Here is a 14819-nt window from a genome sequence, read left to right on the forward strand (position 1 = left end):
GTTAGCCTTTGAGCGCCACCACGATACCGCCCATGATCAGCGCCACACCGATGAAATACTGCACACTGAAACGTTCACCAAATACGAAATGGCTGCCAATTGGTACCAGCACAAACGCCATGGCCATCAGCGGGTATGCCTTACCCAGATCAATTTTCTGCAAAACCCAGACCCAGGCGATTGTGGTGATACCGTACAAGGCAAAAGCCGTGAACAGGGTCATCATCGTATTGAGGTCGAAGAAGCTGCCCGTGCGCTGCAGGGACGCAGCACTCAATTTGAACAGAATCTGCCCACCCGCAATGCCCAGCACGCACAGGATCGCGATGAAATACACCATCATTTGCTCTCCTGCGCACCGAGCTTTATTTTTTTCCGCGTTCGATGGAATGGGTGGCGAGGTGCTGACGCAATGTCGTGGCCGATGAACGCCAACAGTAATTGCACGCCAATGATTACTGGCAATGCCGACAACATTACCGTGCCGGCCGGTGTTGCTGTGTCACTGGTTGCAGACTCAACCCAATGGGACAGGCCAAATACCGAACCCCAGATCAACAACACCAGTGCAATCGGAAGTTCGAGGGAAGCCAACGACATACCGCGCAGGTAGTAGTTATAGAAGATACGTTTGCCGAAATTGCGGGCATGCTTCAGCATGAACTCGCCGACGATTTTAGAGATCTTGAGGTTGCTGACCTCATCTTCGTACTTGGCGTCCATTGGAATGTCCACCACCACCGCACGCAGGGTGTTGAGGCGGAACAGCATATCGGTTTCGAAGAAATAACGGCGGCTGATTTTGTTGAACGGCAGGTGCCGTACGACGTCAATATGAATCGCGGTATAGCCATTGGTTGGGTCAAACAGATCCCAATAGCCAGAAGACAACTTAGTCATGAACGATAATACCGCGTTGCCGAACAAGCGAACCTTCGGCATCGCCGAAATCTTCTCCAGGTCGAAGAAGCGGTTACCCTTGGTGTAGTCGGCATCCCCCAACAGTATGGGGGAAATGAAATTTTCAATCAGGCTAGGGTCCATTTGCCCGTCACCGTCAATTTTGACAACCACATCTACATCATCGGCAATGGCCGCCTGGTAACCGGTCATCACCGCGCCGCCGACGCCCTGGTTTTCAGGGTTGCGCAGCACTTTGACGCGCACATCGCTGCAGTTGGCTTCTACAAAAGCACCGGAGCCCTCCGGGCAGCAGTCGTCGACTACATAGATCACCTGCACCTCAGGGCCGATGCTTTCAATCACGCCGAGAATATGGGCTTTAACTTTGTATGAGGGAATAACGACCGCGACTTTGAAATCACTGAGTACCATGTCAACTCCATTGAAACCATTTCGGCGACATTGCCGGATCGCATCTGCAATCAGGCAACCCGGCGATAACCAAAGACGAAACCTACCAGCGCCTTGGGTTGAGAATCGGGGCGGCGCGCAGCAGGCTGCAGCGCCACAAAGAGGGGAAGGTTACAGATTTACGCGCCTGTTTGGGAGGCCTGAATTGGCCACGTCCGAAGCGGATTCAGCGGGCACCCACTGAAAGCCGGCTACGCCATCAAGCAACTGCGCTGCGCTCTGCCTCCAGGTCAACCAAGGCATGGATACCGACTTCGGATGGCTATCTTGAGCCTTGAGTTCAAGCCAGCCTCCGACGCCTTTGGCCAACGCTTGAGGTTCCAGGCCATGGAAGAAGTAGGCATGTTCACCCGCAACCTCCCTGAACACCGGAAGGTCCCGGGCGATGATGGGCAAACCTTTTTGCGCAGCCTCGATCAGCGGAAGGCCAAAACCCTCCCCTTCGGACGCGGCAATCAGACAGTCGCTGTGCTTGTAAACGTGTTCCAGGTATTCATCACTGATGCCATCAAGCCACATGAGGCGCCGCCCCAACTGCGGATGCGCTTCAATGCGCGCGGCAAGGTCATCGACAAGCCAGCCATGTTTGCCGACGATCACCAGGTTTGCCTCGACGCCCTCCGCCCACAGCAGCTCAAAAGCTGCCAGCGTCTGAGCATGCCCCTTGCGTGGTTCCAGTGTGCCAACCATCAAGAAGATCGGGCCCTCTTCAAGGGTTTCCAAGCGCTGCGAAGGACTGTCGGGCACACCTTTGGATGGTACTGACTGATCGATGTCGGCCCCCAGGTGGAATGCCCCAATCTTGAATTTGGATTGGCGTGCTGGACCATTTTGCGTCATCCAATGTTCCAGGTCATCTGCGACAGCCTGGGAGATGCACAGAGCGCCGTCGTATTCGGCCACTGCGTTGATCCATTTGATGTAATGCGCTTTCAGGCTTTCGACGAAGCAGTGCGGCATTTGTAGAATCAGCAGGTCATACACCACGAAATAGATCGACACCCCATGGTTGCGCATGACATCCAAGAACGATTTCTTATGGGGCAACACGTCCATCAACAGGTCAAGCCCCAGATAAGCATCACCGGCACGGAAGCTGATAGCCTCATCTTCTAACGAGTCGCCGCCCACGTTTCCGACAAACTTCTGCGTAAAGCGGGTTGCATGCCGGTAGAAAGGCTCACCGGCAGCAGTGTAGACAGGGCATACATCGTAGCTTTGCGGTGGGTTGTTGATCCATTCGAGCAAGATACTTCGCACTACCCGCTGGATACCACTCTTGCCATCGTGTTTGCAGAGCTCCGAAATATCCACGAACAATGAAGGCTTCGTTGATGGCCCCTGAAGGGAGTAGTCAATGGCCTTGGCTAACCGCTCAATATCAACGCTTTGCAAATGTCCCGAAACACGCAGCGCTTCGATCAGCGCTTGGGAACCATCCTGCTGATCAGATAGACGATCGGCAGGCGGTGTGGGCACATGCGCCAATGCTTGCTCGAATGCCGTTACGGCAGCCTGCCCGGTGTGATCCCAGGAGAACTGTTCAGCCCGCTGCAGCCCATGGTCCGCCAGTGCAACGCGGAACGTATCGTCCAGCAGGACCTTGCGCATCTTTTCAGCAATGGCTTGGGTATCCTGGGGATCGAACGTCGCTTCGTCCCAGCCAATCACTTCCGGCACACTGGAAGTGTTGGCACCGATAACAGGAGCACCGCACTTCATTGCTTCGAGCGGCGGCAGGCCGAAGCCCTCATGCCAGGAGGGGAACACGTAGAGCTCGCAGAGGTTATACAGCCCTCGCAGTTCGGCATCCGTAACGAAGCCGGTGAACACCAGATCTTCCTGCTTCAGGCCCTGCGCCAGGGCATGTTCACGGTACTTGTCGACGTGGTACTGCGGCATCTTGCCAGCAAATACCAGTTGGGTTTCGCCTACCTGCGGCTTGATGCTGGCAAAGGCACTGATCAACCGTAGGAGATTCTTACGCTCGTCGGCTCCGCCCGAATACAGTACAAAGCTGCCCCGCAGGCCAAACTTGCCCTGTAGCGCTTCACGCTCTTGCAGGGTTAGCGTCACTGGGTGGAAGACGTCGTCTGCTGCAGTAGAGACGTTTACAACAGTATTGCCGTCGAGTGGCAGCAAGGACAGCGCTTCTTCCCTGGCGAATGCCGAAATGGACAGCAGCAGCCCGTAGTTTTTGAACGCTTCTACCTTACCGAGGTAATGCGCTTTGTACAGCGGATTGCCGTCGAGGTATTGCTGGGGGCTGACCAGAGGAATCAAGTCGTAAAGAGTCGCACTGACCAAGGCCCCCCGGTGGAGTTCAGGGCCGCCAATAACGGCATCATCGATATAGCCTTCCACGGCACTGGTGACATGCACCACGTCCGGTTCCAGCGCATCAATACAAGCCTGGCGCACATGCTCGGCAACCTGACGCCTGGGGGCGTTGGCCGGGTCGCTATCGGCCACCGGGCCTTCGGCATACCACACACGGATATGGCTTTGTGGCAGAAGGTCGGCAAAAGCGTTACGGATACTCCCGATGCTTTCGCTCAGCATGCCGTTGAGGACGAGATAGACGTCGTGCTCGCCGCGATTACGAACAATACCCTGAGCTAGGGCGAGGCTATAGCGGCCAATCCCGCGAAAACGGCTTTCGGTTTGCGCGCCCTGCATGTCAATTACGATACGCATTACTTCTTGCCCTTCATCATGGCTTGGCGGAGGGCACTTTCGATTGCGCGGCCTCGCGGGGTCAATGGAGCGTGGTCGATAAGGCCATGCTGCGGGTCATTGGCATCGGCGCTGACATCGGTAACTTCTGCCTTGAGCAAGTTGCGTAACCTGGCCATTAGGCAGGGGCTGCGTTGCAGGGACGCCAGCACTTTGCGCTCAATAGCTGGCCGGCGGGCAAGCCACAGACGAGCATGGGGCGCTATGCGACGCAGCCCTTGCTTGAGTGATGAGATTGCCTGAGCTGGATGTGACAACATATGGCCCGCATAACGTAACGGTGCGGTAATGCGCCAAGCAGTGCTAAGCCGAAGTGCCTGGAGTTGTTGTTCGAATGAGGAGGCGCGCAAGTACCAATGATGCGCATTGCTGAGCGATTGATTCATTTCGCCCTGCAGTTGCTCAGCACGTTGAAGCGCCTGCTCCAAGCTGTGCTGCAGACTGGCACGCTCGCGCTCGAAATTCGATTCGATCAGCTCAAGCCTCTGGGCCTGCTCGGTTTGCAAGCGGTTGAGCATATCCCGTAAGTCAGAAGCCATTTGGTTCTCGATTTTGCAAAATCTGCCTTCCAGGGCCTGGTCGTAACGTGAGGCCAGTTGGTCCAGCGAAACCCCATAGTCCTTTTCGAATACGGGATCGAACGCACTCAGCACTTCGGCCGGCGCCTGTTTCTGGGCAATCACTGCGTAATCGGGGCTGGTACCTGCTAACACATCCATCACGCCCAGTCTGCGATCCATGTCGTGCAAGTCCGGCGCTTCTTGCAAGCGGATGATTTTGGACCTGACGAACCCTTTGAAGTCCGTCAGGAACGACAGCAACAGGCTGGGGATAGGGCGCTCGTGAGTCGGATCCACAAAGAAATTGTTAGTCCCCACCACTACGTTCTCGGCGTTTGGCGTTTCCAGAATCAACAAACCGCCAGGCCGCAGTACGCGTGAGGCTTCGGCGACCATTTCTTCTAGAACGCTGAATGGCACATGTTCGGCGATATGAAAGCCGCTGACAGCAACTAAGCTTTCATCCGGTAGCTGACGCAGTGCGTTGAGGGCGTCGTCATTACGGACCGGCAGGTTCAAGGCGCGGCACGCATCGAGCATGCCATCATCCAGGTCGACCCCTGTGGGCAAATACCCTTCACCCAGCAGCAATTCAATCCATTCGCCGCGTCCGCAACCAATATCCAGCACAGCGGCTTGTGGGTACTGCGCTTTGAGCGGGGCCATAAACGGAAGATAGACCTCCAGCCGTTTGGCGATGAGCGCTCGGGAGCCACGGTGGCGATCTTCAAATGCACGGTAGAAACGGCTGTCCATTACTTACACTCCACAGTCGGAGGTATCCAGGCCAGGCCTACAAACGTACTCTCCGAAACATTCACCACGTTGAACACCAAAGCCAGGTCACGCCATTCGTAGTTGTCGACGACATGTACATCCGTGGCATGCAAGGCAACTGCTACAGAATACGACCCCACGCCAAGGTTGGCCGGGAAGCGGAACTGGTACGACAGCAGCGTGCCTTCATCGAGATTCTTACGCGCACACTGCAGGTGATGGGTATTGGTGCCAAACACATCCTGGCCGAGGCGGTCCTTGATTACGTATCCGACTACCAGCTCCGGCAGCGGTGCATTGACCTTCACGTTGATGTTCAGGCAAACACCCTCGCCCACCGATACGTATTCCACCTGCGCGCCCTCGGCATTGTAAAGCGCCACGCTATCGATACTGGCCTTGCCGCTGCCCGAACGCGTCTGCACCGTACCATCGGCCAGTGTCTGCACTTCAACGGTGGCGTTTTCCTTCTGCGCGATGATGGCGTTGTAGTAATCCATCACCTCCTCGGGCGGGCCGTCCTTGATCACGGTGCCGCCATCGAGCAGGATCGCGCGGTTGCACAAGGCCTGGATGGCGGCACGGTCATGGGAGACGATCAGCAACGTGGTGCCCGCCTTCTGGAATTCCTTGATGCGGCCAAAGCTCTTGTGCTGGAAGTAACTGTCACCTACCGACAAGGCTTCGTCGATGATGAGGATTTCCGGGCGAAACGCGGTCGCCACCGAAAACGCCACGCGCATCTGCATGCCGCTGGAGTAGGTACGCACAGCCTGGTCGAAGTACTCGCCGATTTCGGCGAAGGCTTCGATGTCGTCGATGACACTGTCGATCTGCTCGGTATTGAACCCCATCAGCCCGGCGGCGTGGTAGACGTTCTGGCGGCCGGTCAGCTCGGAATTGAAGCCCATGCCCAACTCGAGGATGGCCGCGATGCGGCCATTGACGTGGACCTTGCCTTCGGTGGGCTGCAGGGTACCGGTGATCATCTTCAACAGGGTGGATTTACCGGCTCCGTTCTGGCCGACCAAACCGATGGCCTCGCCTGCTTCGATAGTGAAGCTGACATGCTTGAGCACCCAGTGCTCGTTGCTAGCCTTGACCGGCAGGTAGAACCAGCGGGCAATACGTTGCCATTCCGAGCGGTAACCGCGGTAGGCCTTGCCGACATTGTTGACTGACAGAAGGGTCATAGTGAGTCCACCATTTCCGCGGAGGCCCGACGGAACAGGAACAGGCCAAGCACCATGAGGCAGAGCGCGATGGCGACCGTCATGCCGACGGCAGCCAGGTTCGGCGCGAGCTTGTAGACGAGCACGTTATGGTAGGCGGTGACGAGCGCGTACATAGGGTTGATGTCCAGCGTACCCTTGAGGTAATCAGGCACGATGTTCACCGAATAGACGATGGGGGTGAACCAAAACCACACCTGCATGATGATCGGCACGACTTGGCCAATATCGCGCAGAAACACATTCAACACCCCCAGCACCAGGCCCAGCCCTACCGCGAAGGCCACCACAACCAGGGTCAGCGGCAGCAACCAGAACATCTGCACATTCGGGGCATGCCCAAGGATGGCGAAGATGATCATCACCGCGGCAAACAACAGCAGGTTGTTGAGCAGGCACGACCCCACCACGATCACCGGCAGCGCAATGCGCGGGAAGCGCATCTTCTTCATCAGGTTGCCCTGCTCGATGAAGACCGTCAGGCAGCGCCCGACGATTTCGGCAAACAGGTTCCAGGCCAGGATGCCGGCGATCAGGTACAGCGCATAGGCGTACTTGTTGTCGATGCCCGGCAAGCGAGCGCCGAGCACGTTGGACAGGATCAGCGCATAAATGGCCACCTGTGCCAATGGATGGATGATCATCCATAAGCCACCCAGTTTGCTGCGCGCAAAACGCGAGATGAACTCGTTCTTGATGGACGTGAGAATGAAGCCTCTGTAGTCCCAGACGCCCCGGAGCATGCCGAACATAGTTATCCTTGAATCAGACGGGCGATTTCTGCAACACGTTGAGCCACCAGGGCCTCATCGGCGCGGCTCTCGACGTTCAAGCGCAGCAGCGGCTCAGTGTTCGAGCCACGCAGGCTGAAACGCCAGTCGGCGAACTCGACACTGATGCCATCCGTACGGTCGACGCTTGGGCTCTGTGGCGTGTAGAAATCGAGGATCTTCTCGATGGTGCCTTTCACGTCGGCGACTTCGTAGTTGATTTCACCGCTGCACGGGAACGCGGCAATCCGCTCGTCGACCAGTTGGGCGAGGCTCTTGCCGCTGACGCTCATCAGCTCGGCCACCAACAGCCAAGGGATATTACCGCTGTCGCAGTAGGCGAAATCGCGGAAGTAATGGTGGGCGCTCATTTCGCCGCCATACACGGCATCTTCAGCGCGCATGCGCTCCTTGATGAAGGCATGGCCGGTCTTGCTCTGGATGGCCACACCGCCTGCAGCTTCGACTTGCTCGATGGTATTCCAAGTCAGGCGCGGGTCGTGGATGATCTTGCTGCCCGGGTGCTTGGCCAACAGCATTTCTGCCAACAGGCCGACCACGTAGTAGCCTTCGATGAAGCGGCCCTGGTTGTCGAAGAAGAAGCAGCGGTCAAAGTCGCCGTCGAAGGCGATGCCCATGTCCGCCCCGGTATCGAGCACTGCCTGGCGGGTCAGGTCTCGGTTTTCTGGCAGCAACGGGTTAGGGATGCCATTGGGGAAGTTGCCGTCCGGTTCGCCATTGATGATGGTGATATCCAGCGGCAGGCGCGCCTTGAGCAGTTCCAGCACCGGGCCGACGGCGCCGTTGCCAGGGTCGGCCAGCACCTTCAGCGGCTTGAGTGCGGACAGGTCGACGTAGGTCAGCAGGTGGTCGATGTAGGCGGTTTTGTCAAATGCCTCACGAACACTACCTGCCGTAGCCGCTTGCACACCCAGGTTACCGGCTTCCACGCGCTGACGGATGTCGTTCAGGCCGGTATCACCACTGATCGGGCGGGACTGTTCACGCACCAGCTTCATGCCGTTGTAACCCTTGGGGTTATGGCTGGCGGTGACCATGATGCCGCCGTCGGCCTGATGATGGCTGGTGGCGAAATAGACTTCTTCAGTGCCGCACAGGCCGATGTCGATCACATCGGCACCGCCTTCGGTCAGGCCTTGCATCAGCGCGCGGGACAGGCCCGGGCTTTCCAGACGCATGTCGCGCCCGACCACGTAGGTGCGCCCGCCCAGTTCAGCCACCAGGGCGCGGCCGATGCGGTAGGCCACATCGTCATTGAGGTCGACGGGCACTTGGCCACGGATGTCATAGGCTTTGAAGCAACGGGTCTGGATAGGTGCGTACATACATCTCACTTGATGCGGCGCCGGGTGAGCAGCGACCGATTTGAAGACGAGGTTGGCATTGGATTGCCACCAGAAACTGGCCCGGCCCCTCAAGGAGGCATATGCGGGCCAGCAGGAAGGCCAGGATCAGGCGTCGCAGCGACCGTACTTGTCCTCGAACCGCACGATGTCGTCTTCGCCGAGGTAGTCGCCGCTCTGCACTTCGATCAGGACCAGGTCTATGACACCTGGATTTTGCAAACGATGCTTGTGGCCGGCACGAATGAAGGTGGATTCGTTGGTGTTGAGCATCAGCTCCTGGTCATCATTGACCACCACGGCCATGCCGCTGACCACGATCCAGTGTTCGCTGCGGTGATGGTGCATCTGCAGCGACAACGACGCCTTGGGCTTGACCACGATGCGCTTGATCTTGAAGCGCTCGCCGTCTTCCAGCGTGGTGTAGGTACCCCATGGGCGGTGCACCGTCTGGTGGAGCAAGTGTGCGGCGTGGCCGTCACTCTTCAGGCGCTTGACGATGTGTTTCACGTCCTGCGCGTGGTCCTTGTGGGCAATCAGCAGTGCATCCGGGGTGTCGACCACCAGCAGGTCTTGCACACCGACCAGCGCCGCAAGACGGTCTTCGGTGCTGACATAGTTGTTGCTCGCCCCATAGGCCATCACTTCGCCCTCGAAGCGGTTGCCCTGCTCGTCCGGCGGGGTCAGTTCGCTGACCGCATTCCACGAGCCGATGTCGCTCCAACCGATGTCACACGGGATGGTTGCGACCTTGCGCGAACGCTCCATGAGGGCGTAGTCGATCGAGATGTCCGGCACCTTGGCGAAGCTGTCGGCATCCAGGGCCAGGCAGCTGTAGCCGGCGGAGGTGGAGCGACGGGAAGCTTCCAGGGTATGTGCAACGGCCTCGAGCACATCCGGCGCGTGCGCCTTGAACTCTTCGATAACGGCGCCGACCTGGAAGCAGAACATCCCCGCGTTCCAGAAGTAGTTGCCGGCTGCCACGTAGGACTCTGCGGTTTTCAGGTCGGGCTTTTCGACGAAACGCTCGACTTTAAGGCCGCCCTCGAGCACACCGCCGGTGGCGGCCTCGATGTAGCCGAAGCCCGTTTCAGGGTACTGTGGCTTGATCCCGAAGGTTACCAGCCAACCTTGCGAAGCCAGGTGCATGGCCTTGGTGACCGCCTCGGAGAAGGCTGCTTCGTTCTGGATCAGGTGGTCGGCAGCCAACACCAGCATGTGGGCCTGCGGGCCATGGGTCTGGTGCAGTTGCAGGGCTGCAGCGGCTACCGCAGCCGCTGTGTTACGGCCGAAGGGTTCAAGAATATAGCCCTGGGCGTGGCCATTGGTATTGATCGTGCGGTACTCGTCTTCCGTCTTGAACAAGAGTTCACGGTTGGTAACGGTCAGTACTTCGACCACACCTTCCAGCCGGGCAGCGCGCAGGAATGTCTTCTGGATAAGATTCTGCCCGTCCGGCAAGGTCATGAAGGGCTTGGGATGAGCCTCACGGGATACTGGCCACAGACGGCTGCCAACGCCACCGGATAGGATTACCGGGATCAATTCCATATTCGAGTCCTTAACGGCCACTTGAAGTTGTCAACCTCAGGGAACCTGCATGTGTCTTATTTCTGACCGCCATCGCGATGGGCCGCGACGGCGCTAAAATGTACGCGCCCAGCGTGTTTAATCCCTGGCCATCCATAGGCTCAAGACGCAAGCATCGGCCTGTAGAATACCAGAGTTTTTTCTTGGAGGCTTGCCCGCCAGGCACAGGCTACGCCGCATACAGCGCTGAGTTGCAGCAAAATGCCAGCACCTGTAAACGCCATGAAACACCTCATGGCGCGCATGAGACAACAAAGCGCGTCAATGTTCTGTGAACGACCGTTTTATTTTGCAACAAGAATATCCGGACACTCCCCAAGTGCTGAAAACCGACGTTTCAAGGCATTTGCCAATGCAGTTTTCGCGCGACTTTCCCCGTGCACCAAAACAATCTTTGTCGGGGCTTGCGGTATGCCTGCGGCATATTCAACCAGCCCGGCCTGATCGGCATGTCCCGAATATCCGCTCAAGGTCATGACCTTCGCCCGGATGCCATACATCTCCCCATCCAGGTCGATCTGCACGAAGCCTGCTGCACCTTCGCTGGCCTGAAGAATGGCACCGGGCGTGCCCTTGGCCTGGTAGCCGACAAACAGCACTTCGTGCCGGGGATCACCCAGCATTGCCTTGAGGTAATTGACGATTCGGCCGCCCGAGCACATGCCGTTACCGGCTATGACGATCGCTGGCCGGCCAGTGCTTTTGAGGTAGTTGACCACTTGCTGATGTTTGGCGTGGGTGTCCACGCTGACTAGCTGACCAAAGCCGAGCGGCTCCCTGCCCTGGCCCAGTCGCTGCCTGGCGTCGCGGTTCCAGTATTCATGGAGTTGCGTATATGCCTGGGTAATGCGCTGAGCCAGGGGCGAGTCGAGGATGACCGGCAAACGGGACCAATCCAGGGTGAGCAACGGATCACCCTGCCCTGCCACTTTGCCCTCACTCAACAGGCACTTGCGATGCAGGATATCTTCGATTTCGTACAGTAACTCCTGGGTGCGCCCCAGGCTGAAAGCGGGTATGAGCAGGGTGCCGCTATCGGCCAGCGCCCGATCGATAGCGGCCTCCAGGCGCTGCAGGCGACTGCTGCGCTCGGCATGCAGCCGGTCGCCGTAGGTACTCTCGAGCACCAGAATGTCAGCCCGTTCCGGGGGCTGGAGCGCACGCAGCAGCGGGTTGCAAGGTGCGCCCAGATCACCGGAGAACACCACACGAGCAGTGGGCTCCGTGCCGGGATAGCGCACATCACACTCTACATAGGCCGAGCCCAACAAATGCCCTGCACGCTGCAGGCGAACTGAACAGCTCACCCCTTTACTTTCAACCACGTCATGCCACTGCTCGAAGGGCAGCGCTACAACGAGCCGTTGCAACAACGCCAGATAGCGCTCGACCTGGACCTGATCAGCGCTAACCCGTAGCTTGTAGGCATCTTCCAATACAAGCGGCAAGAGCTTGGCCGATGGCTCGCTGCAAAGAATTGGGCCGCGATAGCCGGCAGCCAGCAATGCAGGGATGCGACCGACGTGATCAAGATGAACGTGAGTGACAACCAGCGCTTGAATGCCACTGATATCGAAGCCGATAGGAGCAAATTCGGCACCAGGCGCAGCGTCAGCACCCTGTTCCAGACCACAGTCGACCAGCAAGCTGGTGGTGCCATCGAGGTGCAGCTGGTGGCAGGAACCGGTTACGCCCCGGGTACCACCATGATGAGAAAGGGCGGGAAATTCCATACTGCTGCACGCTCGCCAAGGCCGAAAATGAAGTGCGTATTACTTCATTTCAACGGGAGCGTGGAAAGGTAATTTTTCCCATAGCCGCGTAAGAACTTTCAGCTATTGCCGCTCAATGCAGCCTGCCGCGCCGAAGCACGAATCTTGCGCTTGCTACGCTGCACGCCATAAGCGCCCAACAGCGGCCCTATCGCCAAACCGATTACCAAGGCTGCCAGCACAGGCACCGCCACCGGCAAGGCCGGCGCCGACCAACCGAACAACACCAGCGCTACCGCCTGTTGGTTCTCCAGCACGAAAAACAACACCACTGCCGCCAGCAGCAGCACAAACAGCGCCGCCAAGGCGCGCTTGAGGTTACGCATGAGACTGCTCCTTCATCACTCAGGGGTGCTCGTGCTCTTCTTCATTGACACGATCACGCAGCTCTTTGCCTGGCTTGAAATGCGGCACGAACTTGCCTTCAAGCTCTACCGACTGGCCGGTCTTGGGGTTGCGACCTACCCGCGGGGCGCGATAATGCAAGGAAAAGCTGCCAAAACCGCGAATCTCGATACGATCGCCGGTGGCCAGGCATTGGGACATCTGTTCAAGCATGGTCTTGATGGCCAACTCTACATCCTTGGATGAGAGCAGCCCTTGATGGGTGACAATACGTTCGATCAGCTCCGACTTCGTCATATTTTTCCCTTCGTTATCAAGCAGCTAGATCATTGCTTAATCAGTTTGTAGCACGCTGGGAGAGATTTGAACAGGGCGGTTCTTGACTTAATAAAAAAATTCAAGAAGGGAACGTAAGGAAATAAGCGCATGGCTGCGCTGCAGCCCCTCGCCAACGAGCCGAGGGCCCAAGGCGCGGAAGGGAAAATAAGGGCATAAAAAAAGGGTGACCCGAAGGCCACCCCTTTTACCGATCAAACAGAACTTAGTTCTGCTTGGCCATAGCTTCGCGCAGCAGCGCAGCCATGGTGGTGTCGGCAGCCGCTTCCGGAGCGTTTTTCAGGCTCTGGATGGCTTCGCGCTCTTCAGCGTCGTCTTTCGACTTGATCGACAGGCTGATAACGCGGGACTTGCGGTCAACGCTGATGATCTTGGCTTCGATCTCTTCGCCTTCCTTCAGAACGTTACGCGCGTCTTCAACGCGGTCACGGCTGATTTCGGAAGCCTTCAGAGTAGCTTCGATGTCGTCGGCCAGGGTGACGATGGCGCCTTTGGCGTCAACTTCTTTCACGATGCCCTTGACGATAGCGCCCTTGTCGTTGACAGCAACGAAGTTGGAGAACGGATCGTCTTCCAGCTGCTTGATGCCCAGGGAGATGCGCTCGCGCTCTGGGTCAACCGACAGGATGACGGTTTCCAGCTCGTCGCCCTTCTTGAAACGACGCACGGCTTCTTCGCCAGTTTCGTTCCAGGAGATGTCGGACAGGTGAACCAGGCCGTCGATGCCGCCGTCCAGACCAATGAAGATACCGAAGTCGGTGATCGACTTGATGGTACCGGTGATCTTGTCACCCTTGTTGAACTGGCCGGAGAAGTCTTCCCATGGGTTGGACTTGCACTGCTTGATGCCCAGGGAGATACGACGACGCTCTTCGTCGATGTCCAGAACCATGACTTCCACTTCGTCGCCAACCTGAACGACTTTCGACGGGTGGATGTTCTTGTTGGTCCAGTCCATTTCGGAAACGTGTACCAGACCTTCAACGCCTTCTTCCAGCTCAGCGAAGCAGCCGTAGTCGGTCAGGTTGGTAACGCGAGCCTGTACGCGAGTACCTTCTGGGTAGCGCGAAGTGATAGCAACCCACGGATCTTCGCCCATCTGCTTCAGACCCAGCGAAACGCGGTTGCGCTCACGGTCGAACTTCAGAACGCGTACGTCGACTTCGTCGCCAACGTTAACGATTTCGGAAGGGTGCTTGATACGCTTCCAGGCCATGTCGGTGATGTGCAGCAGGCCGTCGATGCCGCCCAGGTCCACGAAGGCGCCGTAGTCGGTGAGGTTCTTGACGATACCTTTGACCTGTTGGCCTTCCTGCAGGGTTTCCAGCAGGGCTTCGCGCTCGGCGCTGTTCTCGGCTTCCAGCACGCTGCGACGGGAAACGACAACGTTGTTGCGCTTCTGGTCCAGCTTGATGACCTTGAATTCCAGCTCTTTGCCTTCCAGGTGGGTGGTGTCGCGCACTGGGCGGACATCAACCAGGGAGCCCGGCAGGAACGCACGGATGCCGTTAACGTCGACAGTGAAGCCGCCCTTAACCTTACCGTTGATAACGCCCTTGACCACTTCTTCGGCGGCGAAAGCTGCTTCCAGAACAATCCAGCACTCGGCGCGCTTGGCTTTTTCACGGGACAGTTTGGTTTCGCCAAAGCCGTCTTCGACCGCGTCCAGCGCAACGTGAACTTCGTCACCGACCTTGATGGTCAGCTCGCCAGCTTCGTTGTAGAACTGCTCGAGCGGGATGACGCCCTCGGATTTCAGACCAGCGTGTACGGTAACCCAGTCGCCGTCGATGTCGACAACGATACCGGAGATGATCGCGCCCGGCTGAAGATTGAGGGTTTTCAGGCTTTCTTCAAAGAGTTCTGCAAAGCTTTCGCTCATTTTAATTCCTGTAGATTCGGGCGAAACATACGCCCATCGCCACATTCCAGACAATGTGGGTTTCGTTAAGTAAAGGAAAGC

General features: G+C 57.6%; 12 protein-coding genes. All 12 read right to left on the reverse strand.

Features of this window, described 5'->3' with window-relative positions:
* Position 1: 1 nt before the first annotated feature.
* The gene (locus tag L6D80_RS17845) at positions 2-340 is read right to left on the reverse strand and encodes a DMT family transporter (RefSeq protein ID WP_176512793.1); all 339 of its coding nucleotides are present in this window, start codon (positions 338-340) and stop codon (positions 2-4) included.
* On the reverse strand, positions 340-1335 hold the full coding sequence (locus L6D80_RS17850; protein WP_176512779.1) for a glycosyltransferase: 996 nt from the start codon (positions 1333-1335) through the stop codon (positions 340-342). The genes L6D80_RS17845 and L6D80_RS17850 overlap by 1 nt, the downstream gene beginning before the upstream one ends.
* A gap of 150 nt (positions 1336-1485) precedes the next feature.
* Entirely contained in the window at positions 1486-4071 is a 2586-nt protein-coding gene (locus L6D80_RS17855) for a glycosyltransferase family 4 protein (protein ID WP_176512780.1), read from the reverse strand.
* The gene (locus L6D80_RS17860; RefSeq protein WP_176512781.1) at positions 4071-5426 is read right to left on the reverse strand and encodes a class I SAM-dependent methyltransferase; all 1356 of its coding nucleotides are present in this window, start codon (positions 5424-5426) and stop codon (positions 4071-4073) included. The genes L6D80_RS17855 and L6D80_RS17860 overlap by 1 nt, the downstream gene beginning before the upstream one ends.
* On the reverse strand, positions 5426-6640 hold the full coding sequence (locus L6D80_RS17865) for an ABC transporter ATP-binding protein (RefSeq protein WP_176512782.1): 1215 nt from the start codon (positions 6638-6640) through the stop codon (positions 5426-5428). Before L6D80_RS17865 ends, L6D80_RS17860 begins: the two co-directional genes overlap by 1 nt.
* Positions 6637-7431 carry an ABC transporter permease gene (locus L6D80_RS17870; RefSeq protein ID WP_054900462.1) on the reverse strand — a complete coding sequence of 265 codons (795 nt, stop codon included), beginning with the start codon at positions 7429-7431 and terminating at the stop codon, positions 6637-6639. Before L6D80_RS17870 ends, L6D80_RS17865 begins: the two co-directional genes overlap by 4 nt.
* Before the next feature lie 2 nt (positions 7432-7433).
* Complete coding sequence (locus tag L6D80_RS17875; protein ID WP_176512783.1) at positions 7434-8795, reverse strand: phosphohexomutase domain-containing protein; 1362 nt, start codon at positions 8793-8795, stop codon at positions 7434-7436.
* Positions 8796-8921: 126 nt separating this feature from the next.
* On the reverse strand, positions 8922-10364 hold the full coding sequence (locus L6D80_RS17880) for a mannose-1-phosphate guanylyltransferase/mannose-6-phosphate isomerase (RefSeq protein ID WP_054900464.1): 1443 nt from the start codon (positions 10362-10364) through the stop codon (positions 8922-8924).
* Positions 10365-10687: 323 nt separating this feature from the next.
* Positions 10688-12136 carry an MBL fold metallo-hydrolase RNA specificity domain-containing protein gene (locus L6D80_RS17885; protein ID WP_176512784.1) on the reverse strand — a complete coding sequence of 483 codons (1449 nt, stop codon included), beginning with the start codon at positions 12134-12136 and terminating at the stop codon, positions 10688-10690.
* Positions 12137-12234: 98 nt separating this feature from the next.
* Positions 12235-12501, reverse strand: coding sequence for a lipopolysaccharide assembly protein LapA domain-containing protein (locus tag L6D80_RS17890; protein ID WP_054900466.1), 267 nt, complete (start codon positions 12499-12501; stop codon positions 12235-12237).
* A gap of 19 nt (positions 12502-12520) precedes the next feature.
* Positions 12521-12817, reverse strand: a complete 297-nt coding sequence (gene ihfB, locus L6D80_RS17895; RefSeq protein ID WP_012313292.1) for an integration host factor subunit beta — start codon at positions 12815-12817, stop codon at positions 12521-12523.
* 244 nt (positions 12818-13061) lie between these two features.
* Positions 13062-14738 (reverse strand): 30S ribosomal protein S1, encoded by a 1677-nt coding sequence (gene rpsA, locus L6D80_RS17900; RefSeq protein ID WP_008095150.1) that lies wholly within the window; start codon positions 14736-14738, stop codon positions 13062-13064.
* Positions 14739-14819 lie beyond the last annotated feature (81 nt).

The sequence above is a fragment of the Pseudomonas ceruminis genome (assembly GCF_021602025.1).
Classification (GTDB): Bacteria; Pseudomonadota; Gammaproteobacteria; order Pseudomonadales; family Pseudomonadaceae; genus Aquipseudomonas; species Aquipseudomonas ceruminis.